Below are 17755 nucleotides of genomic sequence, written 5' to 3'. Positions count from 1 at the left end.
TCGGGTCGGAAATTGCGTGTCCGAAACCCGCTGATCGGGCGAGCCTTGGGGCTTGTCCGACGCGGCCTCGTCCATAGGTAAGACGCGCCAGGCGAGACTGGCCTCGCCCGGAAGGTTCCGCCTTGGCCAAGACGCCCGCCAACTCCGCGCTCACGGCCGGGCTCGCCTGCTATCTGATCTGGGGCTTCGTGCCCCTGGCCATCCAGGTGATCGGCGGGTTCGGGGTGGGGTCGTGGGAGATCCTGGCCCACCGCATCCTCTGGAGTGCTCCAACCGCGCTGATCTTCGTGCTGCTGGCCCACCAGTGGCGCCAGGTGGTCGCCGTCTTCCGCCAGCCCAGGGTGCTGGCCTGGCTCGCCCTCTCCTCGGCCCTGGTCACCGCCAACTGGATCGTGTTCATCTGGGCGGTGAACTCCGGCCGGGTGCTGGAAACCAGCCTCGGCTACTACATCAATCCCCTCGTCAACATGGCCTGCGGGGCGCTGCTGTTCCGCGAACGGATCGACAGGATCGGCAAGGCCGCCATCGCCTTGGCCGTGGTCGGCGTGACCGTCCAGGCCTTCGCCCTCGGCCATCTGCCGCTGGTCTCCCTGGCGCTGGCCCTCTCGTTCGGCGGCTATGGCGTGGTGCGTAAGCAGGTGGCGGCCGACGCCCAGACCGGCCTGTTCATCGAGTGCCTGATCCTGGGCCTGCCCAGCCTGGCCTTCATCCTGTGGCTGGAGCAGCAGGGCGGTGGGCACTTCTTCGGAGACCCGGCGGCGACGGCCTGGCTGCTGGCATCGGGACCGATCACCGCCGTGCCGCTGGTGCTGTTCTCCTGGGCGGCGCGGCGCCTGCCCCTGTCGGCCATCGGCTTCCTGCAGTTCATCGCGCCCACCATCAGCTTCTTCATCGGCGTCGCCCAGGGCGAGGCGTTCACGCCGCTGCGGGCGCTATCCTTCGTGTTCATCTGGGGCGGGGCTGCGGTCTTCGCCTACGGCGCGTGGCGGCGGACCCGCGCGCTCAGCCCCGCCAACTAGGAACGCCCTCGGCGGCCTGGGCCAACTTGGCGCGCTTAAAGCCGTCGCGGGTCTGGAGCCGCGCCCAGTAGGCGCTCACCGCCGGGCTGAAGCGGGCGTCGAGGCCCAGCGTCTGCGCCAGCAGCAGGGCGTAGCCCACCGAGATATCCGCCGCCGTGAACCGGCCCGCGCACAGGTGCTCGGCGTCCTGCAGGGCCGCGTCCACCGCCCGCAGCCGGGCCATGAACCAGCGGCCATAGTCCTCGGCCACCTGCGGGTTGCGGCGCTCCTTGGGCTCCAGCCGCGTATAGCGGAGCACCAGGGTCTGGGGAAAGGTGAGCGTCGCCTCGCCCAGATAGAGCCAGTTCAGCCAGGCGCCGTAAGCGGGATCGTCCGGCGTCACCAGCAGCGGCCCGCCGTGCCGGACCGCCAGGTACTGGACGATGGCGGAGGACTCCGTCATCCGCGTCGCCCCGTCCACCAGCAGGGGGATGGTCCCCAGCGGGTTCTGCTCCAGGTACTCCGGCGCCAGCACCCGCGGCGGGAAGGGCAGCAGCTTCAGCTCATAGGGGACCTCGAGCTCCTCCAGCGCCCACAGGGCCCGGAAGGAGCGCGCATCGGCGCAGTGATAAAGGGTGAGCATCCCGACTAGTCCGCATAGACGGCGGCGCGCTTCTGCATGTTCGACATCACCGCCTCGACCTGGTTGGGCGAGCCCATCAGTACGGTTTGCTCCTGGCTCTCCGCCAGCAGGATGGCGTGCTGATCGGCGTCCGGCGCCATGTCCAGCAGCCGCTTGGCGCCCCGGATGGCGTGCGGGCTCTTGGCCGCGATATCGGCCGCCAGGGCGAGGGCTTCGGCATAGGGGTCGGCGCAGACCCGGGTGGCGAAGCCCAGGGCGAGGGCCTCCTCGCCGTTGAACTGGCGGCCGGTATAGGTCAGCTCCCGGGCCACGTCGTCGCGCACCAGGCGCTTCATCAGCACCACGCCGGCCATGTCGGGCACCAGGCCCCACTTGATCTCCATGACCGACATCCGGGTGTCGGCGGTGACGAAGCGGATGTCGGCGCCGAGGGCCAGCTGGAACCCGCCGCCGAAGGCGACGCCGTGGATCGCGGCGATCACCGGCACGGTCTGTTCGCGCCAGACCATCACCGCGTGCTGGGCGCGGTTGGAGCCGCCGGGCGTGCGCTTGGTGTTGACCAGGGTCTCGCCCGTCGACGACTGGCCGCCCGACCGCTCACCGGAGGCCATCTTGCCGAAATTGCCCATGTCCAGCCCTGCGCAGAAGGCCCGGCCCTCGCCGGAGAGCACGATGGCGCGCACGCCCGGACGGGTCTTCAGCGCCTCGCCCGTGGCGATCAGGGCCGAGAACATGGCGTCGTCCAGGGCGTTCATCTTGTCGGCGCGGGTGAGGCGGACATCGGCCACGCCGTCCTTCAGCTCAACCTTGATGCGATCTTCCATGGGGCGGCTCCTTCAGGCCTTGCCGACCCGGTAGCCGGCGCGGGGGAAATGGATGTGGGTCCTGCCGAGCTCGGGTGTCAGTCGGGCGATGACCACGCGGTCGGGGGTGGCGGCGACCAGGGTCCCGGCCACGGCGTCGCGGCCATAGTCGTCGGCGGCGACGACCACCGCGGCCCCGGACGCCAGGGCTAGGGGATCGGCGTGGTCGTGGGTCGGCGGCTGGGCGGGCTCGGCGTCGTGGGCCGCCTGCAGGGCCTCGGCTCCGGTGATCTCCCGGCGGGTCCCGTGGCCGATGGCCGCCACCCGGTCGCGCCAGGCCTGGGTGCGCGGCAAGCCCGCCAGCAGGCCATAGGCGACGGTGGGCAGGCTGCGGCCCAGGAACCACAGGTTCATGTAGGCGGCGATGTCGCTGAGGCCGGCCGCCTCGCCGTCCAACCAGGCGCCGTGGGCCAGGCCTTCCTCGATCCAGGCGGCCTGGGCGCGCCATTGCGGCCGCATGACCCCGGCCGCGGCCTTCATGGCGGCGATGTCGAACGGCCGGCCCGACAGCTTCTCGCGGTCCTCGATGAACTCCCGCGAGGTGGCGTCGCCCAGTTCGCCGAAGATGATCGGGACCGTGACCCCGAAGAACAGCCGGTCGGCCCAGAAATTGACCGCCCAGGCTGCGCCGCGGACGGTGGGCGGCTTGGGCGCGCGGCGCTCGATCTCCGCGAGGATGACCTGTGTGTCGCAATAGATGTCGGCCCCGATCTGCAGCACCGGAATGCGCCGATAGCCGCCGGTCAGGGGGGTGAGCTCGGGCTTGGGCATGATCACCGGCGCCTGGACGGAGTCCCAGGCCAGCCCTTTCAGGCCGAACATCAGCCGCACCTTCTCGGAGAAGGGCGAGGTGTCGTAGTGGTGCAGGATCATCCCGGCCATCTTCGTTCCCCACGCACGCCTCTGGCGGGCGGCTAGCCTTACGCTGTCACGGAAACGGGCGCGAGAATACTCTGACGCGACGTCAGCCGGGCTTGCCGTCCTCGGCCAGGACGGCGATCGCCGACTGGGTGGTCAGGCTCTCCAGGATCGGCGCCTCGGCGTACTGGGCGTCGCGCGCGTCGAGCTGGCGGCGGATGTCGGCGTGACGCCCCGCGTCCAGCCGCCAGCCGATCACGCAGGCCCCGCCCAGCATCACGAAGACGATGGGTCCGAGGATGAAGGTGAACTCCAGGCTGCGGATCGCCGCCGGCGTATTGGTCGCCCCCTCGACGGCCACATAGCCCAGCCAGCCCAGCAGGGGGAAGGTGAGCACGATGGCGAAGGCCGCGGCGATCTTCGCCGCCAGGGTGTTCAGCGCGTAGATCAGGCTGATCTGCTCCTGGCCCTGGTCCAGCCGCACCTCGTCGCCGACGTCGGCCAGCATGGCGCGGACCATCAGGTCGAAGCCCGCAGCCATGAAGCCGCACCAGAACATCATCGGGACGCCCGCGGCCATGCTGGCCTTGGGCAGGAACAGGATCGTACAGAGGCCCAGCGAATAGGCGGTGGTCGTCACCATCAGGGTGCGGTGCTTGCCGAACCTCATGGCCAGGCGCGCGGTGGCCGGGGCGCCGGCGATGCCCGCCACCACATAGATCAGCAGCAGGATCGAGGCCTGTTCCGAGCTGTAGCCCCGGGCGTCGGTGAAGAAGAACAGGTAGAGCGCGCTCATCCAGCCAGGGCCGAGCGTCAACGCCATCTGGGCCAGGACCAGCCGCACTAGGTCGGGCTTGACCAGCAGGGCCCAGAGATCCCTCAGGTTCAGATGGGCGCCCTCCCGGACCGGGGCGATGTGCTCGGGCGTGCGCAGGCAGACCAGGGCGACCGAGGCCGGGACCAGCCAGAAGATGAACCAGCCCATGGCCTGCACCCCTTGCGCGTCCGAACGGCCGGTGGCGCTGGCGGCGATGGGGATCAGCAGCACGGCCACCGCGCCCACTACGCCCACGGTCGCCACCACCCCGAACACCCGAGAGCGTTGGTGGTACTCGGTTGCGAGCGTGGCGGCCCAGGCCAGGTGGCCCAGGGTGACGATCGAGATGCCCAGATAGAGCACGAACAGCCAGCCGATCAGGTAGGTGGCTCCGATGCCGGCCGGGGCCAGGAACAGGGCGTAGACCGAGGCCATCAGGATCGGCGCCCCGATCAGCAACCAGACGCGGTAACGGCCGATCCGCGTGCGGGTGCGGTCCATCACCATGCCCAGCGCCGGGTCGACGGCGATGTCCAGGAAGCGCACCACCGCCCAGGCCACCCCGATCACGCCGAGACTGACGCCCAGGTGACTGGCGAAATAGGCGGGCAGGTAGACGGCCACGGCCACCGACAGCGCCCAGAGGGGCAGGGCGGCGGCGGAGAACGAAAGCACGGTGGACGACGACAGCGGGCGGCCTGGCGAACTGGCGTCGTGGGTCAAGGCTTCGATCTCCGCAGGCGCCGCGCCGCTTGGGCCAGATGACCGGGTTCCCAAGGGGAAGATCAAGCGCCGATTTCCCCACAGGAGGTTTGCGCGCGCCGATCAAATCCGGCATGGTCACGTACAATGTAAATCGAAGGGGACCGCCATGAACCGCGACGCGGAGTTCGACATCATCGTCTACGGGGCGACCGGGTTCACCGGCCGGCTGGTGGCCGAGCACCTGGCCCAGCGCTACGGCGTCGGCGGCGAGGTCAAATGGGCCATGGCCGGCCGCAGCGCCGAGAAGTTGGCCGCGGTCCGCGACGAAATCGGCGCGCCCAAGGACACGCCCCTGGTGGTCGCCGACGCCGACGACGCCGCCTCGCTGAAGGCCATGGTCGGCCGGGCCAAGGCGATCGTGACCACCGTCGGCCCCTATCAGCTCTATGGCGACGCCCTGATCGCCGCCTGCGCCGAGGCCGGGACCGACTATCTGGACCTGTCGGGCGAGCCCAACTGGATGGCGTCGACCGTCGCCGCCCACCATGCGGCCGCCAAGGCCAGCGGCGCGCGGATCCTGCATTCGGCCGGCTTCGACTCCATCCCCTTCGAACTGGGCGTGCTCTTCGCCCAGGAGACGGCCAAGGCGAAACTCGGCGGGACTGTCCCGCGGGTGAAGGGCCGGGTGCGGTCCATGAAGGGCGGCCTCTCCGGCGGCACCGCCGCCAGCGGCCGCGCCACCATGGCGGCGATCATGAAGGATCCCAGCCTGATGATGCTGATGGCCAACCCCTTCGCGCTGACCCCGGGCTTCACCGGGCCGGAACAGCCGCGCGGCGACCAGCCCGAGCACGATCCGGACATGGACGCCCAGGTCGGCCCTTTCATGATGGCGGCGATCAACACCAAGAACGTCCACCGCTCCAACTTCCTGATGGGCCATCCGTACGGGACCGACTTCGTCTATGACGAGATGAGCGTGGTCGACCCCAAAGCCCCGGCCAGCTTCGCCATGGACGCCAATAGCGGCCCCAAGCCCGGCGAAGGCCCCAGCAAGCATGACCGCGACACCGGCTTCTACGACCTGGTGTTCATCGGCATCGCCAAGGACGGGCGCAAGGTGAAGGTCAGCGTCTATGGCGACCGTGACCCCGGCTACGGCTCGACCTCCAAGCTGATCGCCGAGACAGCCATCTGCCTGGTCAATTCGCCCGAGGTCGCTGGCGGGGTCCTGACCCCCGGCGCGGCCCTGGGGACCCGCCTGATCGAGCGCCTGCAAGAGAAGGCCGGCCTCAGCTTCAAGGTCGAGGCGGCCTAGGCTTCACGCCGCCGCGTCACCTGTGACGCGGCGGCGTCACTTAAGTAAATGTTATGTAACCAAGTTAATGAACTTCCTGTAATACTCTTAAATCTCTGTCATTACTCCGACTTAACAAGACTTCGTCACAGGCGGGGTCTATCTCGTTGGTCATCGGCCGCCCAGGGCGACCAGCAACGGGAGAAACAAGATGTTCAAGTCCACCCTCGCCGGCCTCGCCACCCTGGCCCTCGCCATCATCCCGGTCGCCGCCCTGGCGACCTCGGCCCACGCCGCGCCGGTCGCGGTCATCCAGGCCTCCGACATCGACACCCTCAGCCCCGAAGGCGCCCGGACCTTCCAGCAGCGCGCCGACGCCGCGACCCGCAAGTTCTGCCGCGCCGCCACCGCCGGCCAACCGGGCCTGCGCGAGAAGGCCGCCTGCAAGACCGCGGTCCGCGCCGAGATCGCCGAGAAGTTCGAAGCCCACAACATGGCCGTGGCCGCCAAGCGCCAAGCCAACACCCTGGCCAGCCGCTAAACGCGACTGACAGCCCCGTCCGGCTCCCAGCTCCCCCTGGATCGGACATCCCAAGGCCCGCCGCCCCACGGCGGGCCTTTTCTTGTCTGGACGACGGGCATTGAGCAGATGCTCCCCCTCTGGGGGAGCTGTCAGCGAAGCTGACTGAAGGGGACTTTGACTCTCGTTTGTGGGCTTCAGCCCCCTCCGCCACGTCGCCAAAGAGGGCGACGCGCCACCTCCCCTAACCGCGCTGCGCGCTGGGGGAGGATTTAAACCTACCGATACCGGATCAGGGCTTCCTGGGTGGCCGAGGCGACCAGCTTGCCGGCGCTGTTGAAGATCGAGCCACGGTTGAAGCCGCGCCCGCCCGAGGCCGAGGGGCTGTCCTGGACATAGAGGTGCCAGTCGGAAAAGTCGGTGGCCTCGTGGAACCACAGGGCGTGGTCGAGGCTCGCCACCTGCAGGCGGCCCTCGCTCCAGACCACCTCGTGCGGCCGCAGCGACGTGTCGAGCAAGGTCATGTCGGAGGCGTAGGCCAGGGCGCACTGGTTGATCGCCACGTCGGCGGGCAGGGGCTCGCGCGCCCGGAACCAGACCGACTGGGTCGGCTCCATCTTCGGAGCCTTGCCGTGCGGCATGGGATCGACGGGCCGCACCTCGATGGGCCAGGTGCGGCGGGGGCTCTCGTCGCCGGCCGCCTTGCGCAGCTCGTCCTCGTCCATCAGCCCGTCGGGGCCGGGCGGGACCGGCATCTCGATCTGATGCTCGAACCCTTTCTCCGGGACCTGGAACGAGGCGGCCAGGTTGAAGATCTGCTGGCCGTGCTGCAGGGCCACCACCCGGCGCACCGCGAAGCTGCCGCCGTCGCGCACCCGCTCCACCTTCAAGAGGATCGGAATCTTCGGATCGCCGGGGCGGATGAAATAGGCGTGCATCGAGTGGCAGTGCCGCCCGTCGATGGTTCGGTAGGCCGCGGTCAGGGCCTGGGCGATCACCTGGCCCCCATAGATCCGCCGGGTCTCGCCCTCGGGGGTGTGGCCCCGGAACATGTCGAGGTCGATGGGCTCGATGTCGAGGATGCGGACCAGTTCGCTCATCAGAAGGTCAGGCTCGGCATATCCTTGAGTCGCAGCGCGACGCGGTCGCGGTCGGACAGGATCGCCTCACCGCCGATCGGCCAGTCGATGCCCAGGTCAGGATCGTTCCAGAGCAGCGATCCCTCGGTCTGCGGCGCGTACGGGCCGTCGACCTTGTAGAAGAGCTCGCAATCGTCGGTCAGCGTGCAATACCCGTGGGCGAAACCGCGCGGCACCAGAAGTTGTTCGCCCCCCTCGGCGGTCAGCCTGGCGCCGACCCACTTGCCATAGGTGGGGGATCCGGCGCGCACATCGACGGCGACGTCATAGATCTCGCCACGCAGAACCCGGACCAGCTTGGCCTGGGGATGGGGCGCCTGCTGGAAGTGCAGGCCCCGCACGGTGCCGGCCTTGGCGTTGAAGGCCTGGTTGTCCTGCTCGAACGCATAGTCCAGGCCCGCATTGGCCAGGGCCTGGCGGTTCCACGTCTCGGCGAACCATCCCCGCGCATCGCCATGGCGCTTGGGCGTGATAAGCAGGACTTCGGGGATCGAGAGCGGCGTGATCGACGTCATGGCGGTCCGGGAGCTTTGGAAAACCGCCACCGCATGGACGACCCCGCGCAGGAAGACAAGGCCAAGGCCGATAAGCCGCTGATCACCGTCTGCGTGATCGCCTTCAATTCGGGCCCGACCCTGCGCACCTGCCTGGAGCATCTGGCGGCCCAGACCTTCACCGACTTCGAGACGCTGATCATCGACAACGCCTCGCCCGACCCCGGCGACCGGGCCATCGCGCGGGCGTTCCCGGCCATGCGGCTGATCGAGAATGCCGCCAATCTGGGCTTCTCCGGGGCCGGCAACCAGGGCGCCCGGCAGGGGCGCGGCAAGTGGCTGGCGTTCCTGAACCCCGACGCCTTCGCCGCCCCCGACTGGCTGGCGGAGCTGGTGGCGGCCTCGGCGCGCCATCCGCCCGTGCGCTCCTTCACCTCGCGCCAGTTGATGGACGAGGACCCGGCCCTGCTCGACGGCCTGGGCGACGTGATGAGCGGCTACGGCATCCCCTATCGCGGCGGCTACATGTCGCGCTGTCCGGACGAGGTGCCGGAGGGCGAGGTGTTCAGCCCCTGCGGCGCGGCCATGATGATCGACCGCCGGCTCTTCCTGGAGCAGGGCGGCTTCGACGAGTTCTTCTTCTGCTATTCCGAGGACGTCGACCTGGGCTACCGCCTGCAGCTCGCCGGGGAGCCGACGGTGCTGGCGCCCAAGGCGGTGATCCGCCACGTGGGTTCGGCCTCCACCGGGGGACGGAAGTCGGAGTTCGCGGTCTTCCACGGCACCCGCAACCGCTTCTACGGAATCTATAAGGACACGCCCTGGCCGCTGCTGCCGATCGTGGTGCCGCTGCACCTGCTGGCGGTGATCTACATTTCCTCGCGCCGTGAGAACCGGCCCCACGCCGGTATCGTCTGGCGGGCGTTCAAGGCGTCGTTGAAGGGCCTGCCGACCATCCTGAAGAGCCGGCGCGAGGTCCAGGCCCGCCGCCGCGTCTCGGCCTGGGCCATCGCCCGGGCCATGACCTGGAACCCCCGCGACCTCACCGGCCGCCGTCCGGTCATTCGCCGCGTGCGGCCCAATCGACCAGGCGAGCCATGAAGGCGGCCCCGCGCTCCATCTGCGAGCGCTCGACGAACTCGTTGGCCTGGTGGGCCTGGTCGATGCTGCCCGGGCCGCAGATCACCGTCGAGAACCCCGCCTGCTGGAACTGGCCGGCCTCGGCGGCGTAGGGCACCACCCGCGCCGGGCCGTTGTCGCCGGCCAGCCGCCGGGCGAAGGCCTCGGCCGCCCCGTCCTTCTCCACCGACATGGCCGGCGTGCCCGAGCGCCGGGAGATCTTCGCGCCGGCCTCCGGGAAGCGGGCCTTCATGGCGGCGTCCGTGGCGGCGACCTGGCCGAAGAAGGGCTCCAGGACCTCCAGCGGGTCCTGGCCGGGCGGACAGCGCAGGTCGAACTGGAAGCTGCATTCCCGCGCCAGGATGTTGCCGGCGGTGCCGCCATGCACCAGGCCGATGGTCAGGGTCGTATGCTTCGGCACGAAGGCCGAGGCGGGGTCGGCCTCGCGCTCCAGCCGGTCGGCCAGGTCCGACAGCGCGGCCATCAGCTTGACCGCCTCCATATTGGCCGAGACGCCCAGATGGGTCTGGCTGGAGTGGGCCTCCTTGCCGGTCACGGTGACCACGAAGCTGGAAATGCCCTTGTGACCCGACACCGCCACCATGTCGGTGGGTTCGCCCACCACCACCAGGGCCGGGCGCGGCAGCTCGCTCTCGATCAGGGCGATGAGGTCGGGCGCGCCCAGGCAGCCGATCTCCTCGTCATAGGAGAAGGCCAGGTGCACCGGCTTCTTGAGGTCCGCCGCCGCCAGGTCCGGCACGGCCGCCAGGGCCAGGGCCAGGAACCCCTTCATGTCGCAGGTCCCGCGCCCATAGATCCGACCGTCGTCCTTGGGCGTCAGCACGAAGGGATCGGTGACCCAGGCCTGGCCGTCCACCGGCACCACGTCGGTATGTCCCGACAGCACCACCCCGCCTTCGACGATGGGGCCGACGGTCGCCAGCAGGTTCGACTTGGTCCCGTCGTGGTTGGGCGCCCGCCGGTGGGCCACGCCGTGGCCGTCCAGATAGGCCTCGACCCACTCGATCAGCGCCAGGTTGGAGAGCCGCGAGGTGGTGTCGAACGCCACCAGGCTCGCAAGGATGTCGATGGCGCGGGGCGTCAGGGCTTCGGCTGAGGGCATGGCGCGGACCCTAGCCCCGGCGGCGCTCCGGCTCCAAGCGATGAGGTTGATCGGCGTCCGGAACTTGACGCCTCGCAGAATTTCGAGGCTTTGAGCGGCGCCATGATCCTGACCCTCTCCTGTCCCGACCAGCCGGGCATCGTCGCCCGTGTCTCGACCTTCCTCTATGAGCGTGGGGCCAACATCCTCGACGCCCAGCAATATGACGACGTCGAGACCGGCCATTTCTTCATGCGGGTGGTGTTCGCCGCCACCCCCGGCGCCGACCTCGGCGCCCTGCGCGCCGATTTCGGCGACCTGGCGGAAGGCTTCTCCATGCGCTGGAGCCTGCGCGACCCCAAGGTCCGCCAGAAGGTGATGATCCTGGCCAGCCAGCAGGACCACTGCCTGGCCGACCTGCTCTATCGCTGGCGCCGTGGTGAGCTGCCGATGGACATCTCCGCGGTGGTGTCCAACCACCCCATCGAGACCTACGCCAAGCTGGACATGACCGACGTGGACTTCCACCACCTGCCGGTGACCCGCGCCACCAAGCTGGAGCAGGAAGCGGCGATCTGGGCGCTGATCCAGCAGACCGGGACGGAGCTGGTGGTCCTCGCCCGCTACATGCAGGTGCTGTCCGAGGGGCTGTCGGCCAAGCTGGAAGAGCGCTGCATCAACATCCACCACTCGTTCCTGCCGGGCTTCAAGGGCGCGCGGCCCTATCACCAGGCCCACGAGCGCGGGGTGAAGGTGATCGGCGCCACGGCCCACTACGTCACCGCCAATCTCGACGAGGGCCCGATCATCGAGCAGGACGTCGAGCGCATCAGCCACCGCGACACGCCCGCCGCCCTGATCCGCAAGGGCCGCGACATCGAGCGCCGGGTCCTGGCCCGCGCCGTGCGCTGGAAGCTGGAGGATCGGGTGCTGCTGAACGGCGCCAAGACCGTGGTTTTCACGGACTAGGGAACGCCCTGGACTGCCGGGACGGCAGGCGCCTAGCCTCCCTCCAAAGTCCCGGGAGGACCCCATGGCCGACGACCTACTCATCGACGAGCCCGCGCCGCATGTGCGCCGCCTCACCTTGAACCGGCCAAACAAGCGCAATGCGTTGTCAAACGCCCTGCGGGCCGAAATCTACGCGGCGCTGGAGGCCGGCGACCGCGACCCCGAGGTGCGGGTGATGATCGTGCGCGGGGCAGGGACCTGCTTCTCCTCCGGCTATGACCTGGCGGGCCTGGGCGAGCAGCCCTGGCACACGGCGGGAAACCAGGGCCAGTGGGCGCGCCACGTGGTCGAGGGCTGTTTCAAGGTCTGGGACCTGGCCAAGCCGGTGATCGCCCAGGTGCACGGCTGGTGCCTGGCCGGGGGCTCGGAACTCGCGACCTCCTGCGACCTGGTCTATGTCGCCGAGGACGCCCAGATCGGCTACCCGGCCGTGCGCACCATGAGCCCCGCCGACAACCACTCCCACGCCTGGTTGATGGGCATGCGGGCGGCCATGGAGCAAATGCTGACCGGCGACTCGATCGATGGGAACGAGGCCGTGCGGCTGGGCTTCGCCAACCGCGCCTTCCCCGCCGACAAGCTTGAGGAGGAGGTCTTGGCCATGGCGATCCGTGTGGCCAAGGTCGACCCGGAACTGGCCCAACTCAACAAGCGCGCCGTCCACCGGCAGATGGAGGCCATGGGCATGCGCACCGGCATCCGGGCGGCCACCGACGTCCATGCCCTGGGCTGGCACACCAAGGCCTCGCGCGAATACATGGCCCAGATGCGGCAGGGCGTGACCCAGGCGCTCACCGCCCGCGACAGCGCGTTCGGCGACTACCGGACCGGCGACAAGGCTTAGTATTTACATCGTAAGCGAGTAAGGCGAATGTCGCGGCCTGTCCTGGGAGCGCCGCCGTGACCGACCTCGTCCTCGCCATCGCCCACCACCTGCTGGTCTTCGCCCTGTTCGCGATCCTGGCCGTAGAGCTGGTCATGATCCGCCCCGGCCTGGCCGGGAACGACCTGAAGCGGCTGGGGATCGTCGATCTCCATTATGGCCTGATCGCCGGCCTGATCCTGGCGGCGGGGTTCGCGCGCGTGTTCCTGGGCCTGAAGGGCCCCGACGCCTATCTCGGCAACTGGGTGTTCTGGGCCAAGATCGCCGCCTTCCTGGTGGTGGGCGTGCTGTCGGTGCAGCCGACCATCCGGATCGCCGTCTGGCGGCGGCAAGCCAAGGACGACCCCGCCTTCGCGCTCACCCCCGACCACGTGGCCTCGGTGCGCGGATTCCTGATCGCCGAGCTGGCCGTCTTCGCCCTGATCCCCGCCTTCGCCGCGGCGATGGCGCGGGGGTATGGGCTGTAGGGAGATCAGATCCTCCCCCAGCGCGCAGCGCGATTTGGGGGAGGTGGCTCGGAGCGAAGCGGCGAGACGGAGGGGGTTGAAGCGCGCCAAAGCGAGTCAAAGTCCCCCTCAGTCACCTGCGGTGACAGCTCCCCCAGAGGGGGAGCATCTGGAACGCGCGATCCTCCACCCCGCGGCCCTAGCCAATCCGGCTCGACATCCCGCCGTCGACCCACAGCACCACGCCGGTGATGAACCGCGCCTCGTCGCTGGCCAGGAACAGGGCGGCATAGGCCGTATCCCAGGCCGTGCCCATCTGGCCGCCCAGGGGGACCCGGGCGTTGCGGGCGTCGCGGACCGCCTGCTGTTCCTGGCCCGTGGACGAGGCGATGCCGGCCACCGCCATCGGCGTGTCCATCAGGCCCATGGCGATGGCGTTGCAGCGCACGCCCTTGGCCGCATTGGCCTGGGCCGTGGAGGTGGTCAGCCGGTTCACCGCGGCCTTGGAGACCTCGTAGGCCACCTGGTTCCCGCCGGCGATCGAGGCCAGGGACGAGATGTTGACGATCGAGCCGCCACCCTGCTCGCGCATCAGCGGCAGGGCCGCCTTGGTGGACAGCCAGGCGCCCTTCAGATTCACCGAGAGGATGCGATCGAAGGCGGCTTCCTCCGCCCGATGGGCCGGGCCGTCGCCGCCCCCGCCGATGCCGACATTGTTGACCAGGATGTCGACGCGATCCCAGCGGGCCTTGGCCGCCTCGATCATCGCCGCGCAATCGGCGGCCTTGGTGATGTCGGCGGCGAAGGCCGCGGCCTTGCCGCCCTCGGCCACGATCATCGAGGCGGTCTCCTCGGCGCGGTCGATCAGCCGGTCGACGCAGAGGACCTCCGCCCCCTCGCGGGCGAACAGCAGGGACATGGCCCGGCCGTTGCCAAGGGTCTCGCCCGGGGTCTGGCCGGCGCCGACGACAATGGCGGTCTTGCCCTGCAAGCGCACGGTCAGAAGCCCTTCAGGTCGGGATCGAGGGTCTGGCCGGCATCGAGCTGCACCCCAAAGGAATTCAGGATCATCGAGACCTGGGTGTACTGGCCGGCGGTGAACACCACGTCCATGCACTGCTTGTCGGAGAAATGGCGGGTGAGCGCGGCCCAGGTTCCGTCGGTGACGAACTGGTCGTTGTGCAGCTCGTCGGACGCCTTCAGCAGGGCGCGGTCGGCGGCGCTCCAGTTGGGGGCCTCGGCGCCGATCTTGATCGCCTCGATCTCGTCGGGGGTCAGGCCCTCGCGCACGCCGATGGCGTGGTGCTGGGTCCATTCATAGCCGGATTTGCAGAGGTAGCCGATGCGCAGGATGACGATCTCGCGCTCGCGGGCCGGCAGGTCGTTGCGCCGCGACAGCACATAGTTGCCCCAGGCGAGGAAGCCCTTCGCGGCCTTCGGGGCCTGGACCATGGTGCGGAAGATGTTCAGCACGCGGCCGCCCATCGGCTCCAGGATTTCCTTCTGGTCGGACGTCAGGTCGGCGTCCTGGACCGGCGCGATCCTCGGCTTGGTCAGTCTCATCCGTGCGTTTCCCCATGCTGATTTTGCGGGTCAACAAATAGCCGAGAGAGCCTGGGCGCAAGAGCGAACCGATCAGCCCTGGCCGATGCGCCCCGGGGCGGGCAGGACGTCGATCAGCTCGATGCGGAAGATCAGCACGCTGTTGGGCGGGATGGCGCCCTGGCCCTCGGCGCCGTAGCCCATCTCCGGCGGCACATAGAGCACCCATTCGTCCCCGGGCCGCATCTGCTGCAGGGCTTCTTTCCAGGCCGGGATCAGGGCCGGCAGGGGCATGGCGGCGGGCGCGCCGCGCTCGTAAGAGGAATCGAACACCGCGCCCGAGACAAGCTTGCCCTCGTAGTGGACCTTCACCTCGTCACTGGGGCCGGGCTTCAGGCCGGTGGCCGCGCCCGAGCGCACGATCTTGTACTGGACCCCCGACGGCAGGCTCTTGACCCCCTCGGCCCTGGCGTTGGTCGCCATGTAGGTCTTGGCCTCGGCCGCGGCCTTGGCGGCGTCCGCATCGCCCGCGCGGTTGCAGCCGGCGAGCGCCAGGACGGCGGCGAGGGCGACGATCAGACGTTTCATTTGCAAGACCTCAGACAGCGCGGGGCGGGTAGCCGCTATCGCGCAGGGCGTCCATGATTTCCTGGGTGTGCTGGGCGTCGCGGGTCTCGATCATGATGTCGAACTCCGCGCCCTTGGCGGGCACGTCCAGGGCCAAGCGGTTGTGGGCCACCTCGATGATGTTGCCGCCCATCTGGCCGATCACCGCCGAGACGGTGGCCAGCAGTCCGGGGCGGTCGTCGCCGATGATCCGTAGACTGACGAGCCGCTGGTCGCGGACCAGTTCACGGGTCAGGACCGAGGCCAGCAGGCGGGTGTCGATATTGCCGCCGGTAATGATCAGCCCGACCTTCTTGCCCTTGAACTGGTCGGGATAGGCCAGCAGGGCGGCCAGGGCCGCGGCGCCCGCGCCCTCCACCACCGTCTTCTCCACATTGCAGTAGAGCGCCACGGCCCGCTCGAAATGCGGCTCCTCGATCAGCAGCACCTGGTCGATCAGCGGCCGCGCGACGGCGTAGGACAGGTCGCCCACCTTCTTGACGGCGATGCCCTCGGCGATGGTCGCGCCACCGGTGATCCCGTTCACGCCGCGCATCTTGGCGGTGAAGGAGGGGTACATCGCCGGCTCTACCCCGATGATTTGGATCCTGGGATTGATCGACTTGGCCGCGGTGGCGCAGCCGGCGATCAGGCCGCCGCCGCCGATGGGGATTGGCAGGACCTCCAGGTCCGGCACGTCCTCCAGCATCTCCAGCGCTACGGTGCCCTGCCCGGCCATCACCTGCAGGTCGTTGAACGGATGGATGAAGGCCAGGTCGCGGGCCTTGCACAGGGTCATGGCCACCGCCGAGGCCTCGTCGTAGCTGTCGCCTTCGATCACCACCTCGGCGCCGTGGGCGCGGGTCTGCTGCACCTTCACGAACGGCGTGCCGCGCGGCATGACGATGGTGACGGGGATGCCCAGGCGCGCGGCATGGTAGGCCAGGCCCTGGCTGTGGTTACCGGCCGAGGCGGCGATGACCCCGCGCCCGCGCTCGTTGTCCGAAAGCTGCAACAGGGTGTTGAGCGCCCCGCGCTCCTTGTAGGCGGCGGTGAACTGCAGGTTCTCGAACTTCACCCAGACCTCGGCCCCGGTGATTTCCGACAGGGTGCGCGAGTGGCGGCAGGGAGTGCGTTCGATATGTCCGGCCAGCCGCCCGGCGGCGGCGCGGATATCGTCGATGGAAAGCGTCATGGCCTGGCCGATAGGGAGCGGGAGGTCACGTCTAGCGGCGGAGCCGCCAATCGGCAATGCGGCCGCGTCTAGACTTTCCGGGTGTAGGTCAGCCAGCAGAGCTGATCGCGGGCGGCCTGTTCGGCGGCGGCCAGGCTCTGGTGCAGGTCCGACAGCGCCCCGGACTTCCAGATCATCATGCCGTGTTCGCTCTGCTTGCAGTGCTCGATGTAGCGATAGAGGCCGTCCTCGCGCTCCGCGATCTCGAGGAACCGCGTCCCGTCCGCGCAGCTCACGGTCTTGACCACCCGCTGGGCGACCTGGTCGTCGCGCCGGGCGCCCATAAGCCGCCGAATATCCTGAAGAATCGCCATTACCGAATCCGCTACCGAAGCCCCCGCCATTGGTCCATGCGACGCATCGCCTTGCCGGGAAGTTCTGAAAACTGGCCCAAGGGCAGAGCTTCCGCTACCCGACGCACCCCATAGGCGACCGCCCGGCTGAGCGCCGCCGGCGACGGCGTGCCGACGAAGCCGTGGGTCACCCATTGGCCGTGATTGGCCAGGTCGCGCTTGAATCGATAGTCGCCCGGCCCGAGGTCGAGCCGGCAATAGGGGGTGTCGTCCATCCAGCGCAGGATGTGCTGGAACAGCAGCAGGCCCGGCGAGTAACGCTCGAACTCCGGATCGTGGGCGATGATCCAGCCGTGGATCGTGCGCCGGCCGCGCAGGTGCAGGTGAACGGCCGCGAGGCGATCGCCGAAATGCAGGGTGAACATCACCCCGCCGAAGTCCGGATCGCGGCTTTCGAAGGTCTCGCGCATCAGCTCGCGGGTCCAGCCGGTCTCGAAGATGTCGGTCTGGCCGGTGGCCTTGAGCTGGGCCCGCTTCCACTCCAGCAGCTTGTCGAAATCAGCGCTGGAGCGGGAAAAGGCCTGGAAGACGGCGGGGCCGACCTCGCGCTCGGCCTTGCGGCGTTTCTTGTCGCAGTCCTTGAGCACCGAGGTCCCGACCGCGCGGCGCTCGGCGTCATAGGCTTCGTAGCCGTCGCTAACGTCGATGACATGGGAGACGAACCGGCCGCGGGCGAAGCGCTTGAAGGCGGGTTGGCTCTCCAGCATGTGCGAGAAGTCGAGCCGGTGGACGCCGAGCGCCCCGACCATGGCCCGCGCGTCGATCACCGCGCCCGCCTCGGCCACCAGGCCCTGGTAGTCGCACATCGGCGCGCCGGCCGGCATGGCGGTGAAGGCGCCGACGCGCACGGGCATGAAGGCCACGTCCCGGCCGTCCTGGCGGGCCACGGCCACGCGGACATTGCGCGCGCCCTCGCCCTGGATGCGCTCCACCAGCCGCGCCCAGTCGGGCGCGAGGAAGGGCGTGTCCAGCTCGATGTCGGCCGCCTGGAGCTCGGCCCACCGCGCCACGCGCTCGGCCGAGAGATCCTGCGGACGAAGGACGTCGATTTGCAAAGGCGCGGTCCCCGGACCCGAAGCTTGAGCCGTCGAGGATAACGACCAAGTCTTTCCGGGACCTTGCCGG

The 17755-nt window shown here is 69.2% G+C and carries 20 protein-coding genes; 7 read left to right on the top strand and 13 right to left on the bottom strand.

The features are described from left to right. Nucleotides 1–122 precede the first annotated feature (122 nt). Complete coding sequence (gene rarD, locus Q8Q77_RS04695) at nt 123–1019, top strand: EamA family transporter RarD (RefSeq protein ID WP_305581673.1); 897 nt, start codon at nt 123–125, stop codon at nt 1017–1019. Here the strand turns inward: rarD and Q8Q77_RS04690 are convergent. The 4 genes from Q8Q77_RS04690 to Q8Q77_RS04675 form a co-directional block, all read right to left on the bottom strand. Beyond that, nucleotides 1003–1641, bottom strand: a complete 639-nt coding sequence (locus tag Q8Q77_RS04690) for a glutathione S-transferase family protein (protein ID WP_305581671.1) — start codon at nt 1639–1641, stop codon at nt 1003–1005. The two genes, rarD and Q8Q77_RS04690, sit on opposite strands and share 17 nt — an antisense overlap. 5 nt (nt 1642–1646) lie before the next feature. Further along, nucleotides 1647–2465 carry a crotonase/enoyl-CoA hydratase family protein gene (locus tag Q8Q77_RS04685; protein WP_305581669.1) on the bottom strand — a complete coding sequence of 273 codons (819 nt, stop codon included), beginning with the start codon at nt 2463–2465 and terminating at the stop codon, nt 1647–1649. A gap of 12 nt (nt 2466–2477) precedes the next feature. Then, the gene (locus Q8Q77_RS04680; RefSeq protein ID WP_305581667.1) at nt 2478–3386 is read right to left on the bottom strand and encodes a glutathione S-transferase family protein; all 909 of its coding nucleotides are present in this window, start codon (nt 3384–3386) and stop codon (nt 2478–2480) included. Between the two features lie 82 nt (nt 3387–3468). Then, nucleotides 3469–4902, bottom strand: a complete 1434-nt coding sequence (locus tag Q8Q77_RS04675; protein WP_305581665.1) for an MFS transporter — start codon at nt 4900–4902, stop codon at nt 3469–3471. 148 nt (nt 4903–5050) lie between these two features. Here Q8Q77_RS04675 and Q8Q77_RS04670 point away from each other — a divergent pair, with 148 nt between their 5' ends. Both Q8Q77_RS04670 and Q8Q77_RS04665 read left to right on the top strand, forming a co-directional pair. Then, complete coding sequence (locus tag Q8Q77_RS04670; protein WP_305581663.1) at nt 5051–6202, top strand: trans-acting enoyl reductase family protein; 1152 nt, start codon at nt 5051–5053, stop codon at nt 6200–6202. A 190-nt stretch (nt 6203–6392) separates the two neighbouring features. After that, nucleotides 6393–6722, top strand: a complete 330-nt coding sequence (locus tag Q8Q77_RS04665; protein ID WP_305581661.1) for a UrcA family protein — start codon at nt 6393–6395, stop codon at nt 6720–6722. 257 nt (nt 6723–6979) lie between these two features. Here the strand turns inward: Q8Q77_RS04665 and Q8Q77_RS04660 are convergent, their stop codons facing one another. After that, nucleotides 6980–7801 carry an acyl-CoA thioesterase II gene (locus Q8Q77_RS04660; RefSeq protein WP_305581659.1) on the bottom strand — a complete coding sequence of 274 codons (822 nt, stop codon included), beginning with the start codon at nt 7799–7801 and terminating at the stop codon, nt 6980–6982. Then, the gene (rfbC, locus tag Q8Q77_RS04655; protein WP_305581657.1) at nt 7801–8355 is read right to left on the bottom strand and encodes a dTDP-4-dehydrorhamnose 3,5-epimerase; all 555 of its coding nucleotides are present in this window, start codon (nt 8353–8355) and stop codon (nt 7801–7803) included. Before rfbC ends, Q8Q77_RS04660 begins: the two co-directional genes overlap by 1 nt. A gap of 33 nt (nt 8356–8388) precedes the next feature. On the opposite strand from rfbC, the gene Q8Q77_RS04650 reads away from it, so the two are divergent. Continuing rightward, on the top strand, nt 8389–9435 hold the full coding sequence (locus Q8Q77_RS04650; protein ID WP_305581655.1) for a glycosyltransferase family 2 protein: 1047 nt from the start codon (nt 8389–8391) through the stop codon (nt 9433–9435). On the opposite strand, the gene argE is transcribed toward Q8Q77_RS04650, so the two are convergent. After that, on the bottom strand, nt 9395–10576 hold the full coding sequence (argE, locus tag Q8Q77_RS04645; RefSeq protein WP_305581653.1) for an acetylornithine deacetylase: 1182 nt from the start codon (nt 10574–10576) through the stop codon (nt 9395–9397). The genes Q8Q77_RS04650 and argE overlap by 41 nt on opposite strands. 102 nt (nt 10577–10678) lie before the next feature. On the opposite strand from argE, the gene purU reads away from it, so the two are divergent. The 3 genes from purU (at nt 10679) to Q8Q77_RS04630 (ending at nt 12916) form a co-directional block, all read left to right on the top strand. Beyond that, the gene (purU, locus tag Q8Q77_RS04640) at nt 10679–11524 is read left to right on the top strand and encodes a formyltetrahydrofolate deformylase (RefSeq protein WP_305581651.1); all 846 of its coding nucleotides are present in this window, start codon (nt 10679–10681) and stop codon (nt 11522–11524) included. 64 nt (nt 11525–11588) lie between these two features. Beyond that, nucleotides 11589–12410 (top strand): enoyl-CoA hydratase-related protein, encoded by an 822-nt coding sequence (locus Q8Q77_RS04635; RefSeq protein ID WP_305581650.1) that lies wholly within the window; start codon nt 11589–11591, stop codon nt 12408–12410. Between the two features lie 56 nt (nt 12411–12466). After that, on the top strand, nt 12467–12916 hold the full coding sequence (locus tag Q8Q77_RS04630) for a DUF2214 family protein (protein ID WP_305581648.1): 450 nt from the start codon (nt 12467–12469) through the stop codon (nt 12914–12916). Between the two features lie 178 nt (nt 12917–13094). On the opposite strand, the gene Q8Q77_RS04625 is transcribed toward Q8Q77_RS04630, so the two are convergent. The 6 genes from Q8Q77_RS04625 to Q8Q77_RS04600 all read right to left on the bottom strand — a co-directional run bounded on the left by Q8Q77_RS04625 (nt 13095) and on the right by Q8Q77_RS04600 (nt 17685). Then, nucleotides 13095–13886 (bottom strand): SDR family NAD(P)-dependent oxidoreductase, encoded by a 792-nt coding sequence (locus Q8Q77_RS04625; protein ID WP_305581646.1) that lies wholly within the window; start codon nt 13884–13886, stop codon nt 13095–13097. A gap of 8 nt (nt 13887–13894) precedes the next feature. Beyond that, nucleotides 13895–14458: a carboxymuconolactone decarboxylase family protein gene (locus Q8Q77_RS04620; protein ID WP_305581645.1), complete on the bottom strand. Its 564-nt coding sequence runs from the start codon at nt 14456–14458 to the stop codon at nt 13895–13897. Between the two features lie 72 nt (nt 14459–14530). Next, nucleotides 14531–15025: an FKBP-type peptidyl-prolyl cis-trans isomerase gene (locus Q8Q77_RS04615; protein ID WP_305581643.1), complete on the bottom strand. Its 495-nt coding sequence runs from the start codon at nt 15023–15025 to the stop codon at nt 14531–14533. Between the two features lie 10 nt (nt 15026–15035). Then, complete coding sequence (locus Q8Q77_RS04610) at nt 15036–16238, bottom strand: threonine ammonia-lyase (RefSeq protein ID WP_305581641.1); 1203 nt, start codon at nt 16236–16238, stop codon at nt 15036–15038. Between the two features lie 68 nt (nt 16239–16306). Beyond that, on the bottom strand, nt 16307–16591 hold the full coding sequence (locus Q8Q77_RS04605; RefSeq protein ID WP_305581639.1) for a hypothetical protein: 285 nt from the start codon (nt 16589–16591) through the stop codon (nt 16307–16309). A gap of 11 nt (nt 16592–16602) precedes the next feature. Then, complete coding sequence (locus Q8Q77_RS04600; protein ID WP_305581637.1) at nt 16603–17685, bottom strand: GNAT family N-acetyltransferase; 1083 nt, start codon at nt 17683–17685, stop codon at nt 16603–16605. Nucleotides 17686–17755 lie beyond the last annotated feature (70 nt).

It is taken from the genome of Phenylobacterium sp., assembly GCF_030698145.1.
In the GTDB taxonomy this organism is placed as follows: domain Bacteria; phylum Pseudomonadota; class Alphaproteobacteria; order Caulobacterales; family Caulobacteraceae; genus Phenylobacterium.
The sequence above is the reverse complement of the archived record's forward strand: the minus strand, read 5'-3'. Positions and strand labels throughout refer to the sequence as shown.

Coding starts and splice junctions, on each gene's coding strand:
- Q8Q77_RS04690 (WP_305581671.1), bottom strand. CDS start 1,641: ATGCTCACCCTTTATCACTGCGCCGATGCGCGCTCCTTCCGGGCCCTG.
- Q8Q77_RS04685 (WP_305581669.1), bottom strand. CDS start 2,465: ATGGAAGATCGCATCAAGGTTGAGCTGAAGGACGGCGTGGCCGATGTC.
- Q8Q77_RS04680 (WP_305581667.1), bottom strand. CDS start 3,386: ATGGCCGGGATGATCCTGCACCACTACGACACCTCGCCCTTCTCCGAG.
- Q8Q77_RS04670 (WP_305581663.1), top strand. CDS start 5,051: ATGAACCGCGACGCGGAGTTCGACATCATCGTCTACGGGGCGACCGGG.
- Q8Q77_RS04665 (WP_305581661.1), top strand. CDS start 6,393: ATGTTCAAGTCCACCCTCGCCGGCCTCGCCACCCTGGCCCTCGCCATC.
- Q8Q77_RS04660 (WP_305581659.1), bottom strand. CDS start 7,801: ATGAGCGAACTGGTCCGCATCCTCGACATCGAGCCCATCGACCTCGAC.
- rfbC (WP_305581657.1), bottom strand. CDS start 8,355: ATGACGTCGATCACGCCGCTCTCGATCCCCGAAGTCCTGCTTATCACG.
- Q8Q77_RS04650 (WP_305581655.1), top strand. CDS start 8,389: ATGGACGACCCCGCGCAGGAAGACAAGGCCAAGGCCGATAAGCCGCTG.
- argE (WP_305581653.1), bottom strand. CDS start 10,576: ATGCCCTCAGCCGAAGCCCTGACGCCCCGCGCCATCGACATCCTTGCG.
- purU (WP_305581651.1), top strand. CDS start 10,679: ATGATCCTGACCCTCTCCTGTCCCGACCAGCCGGGCATCGTCGCCCGT.
- Q8Q77_RS04635 (WP_305581650.1), top strand. CDS start 11,589: ATGGCCGACGACCTACTCATCGACGAGCCCGCGCCGCATGTGCGCCGC.
- Q8Q77_RS04620 (WP_305581645.1), bottom strand. CDS start 14,458: ATGAGACTGACCAAGCCGAGGATCGCGCCGGTCCAGGACGCCGACCTG.
- Q8Q77_RS04615 (WP_305581643.1), bottom strand. CDS start 15,025: ATGAAACGTCTGATCGTCGCCCTCGCCGCCGTCCTGGCGCTCGCCGGC.
- Q8Q77_RS04610 (WP_305581641.1), bottom strand. CDS start 16,238: ATGACGCTTTCCATCGACGATATCCGCGCCGCCGCCGGGCGGCTGGCC.
- Q8Q77_RS04605 (WP_305581639.1), bottom strand. CDS start 16,591: ATGGCGATTCTTCAGGATATTCGGCGGCTTATGGGCGCCCGGCGCGAC.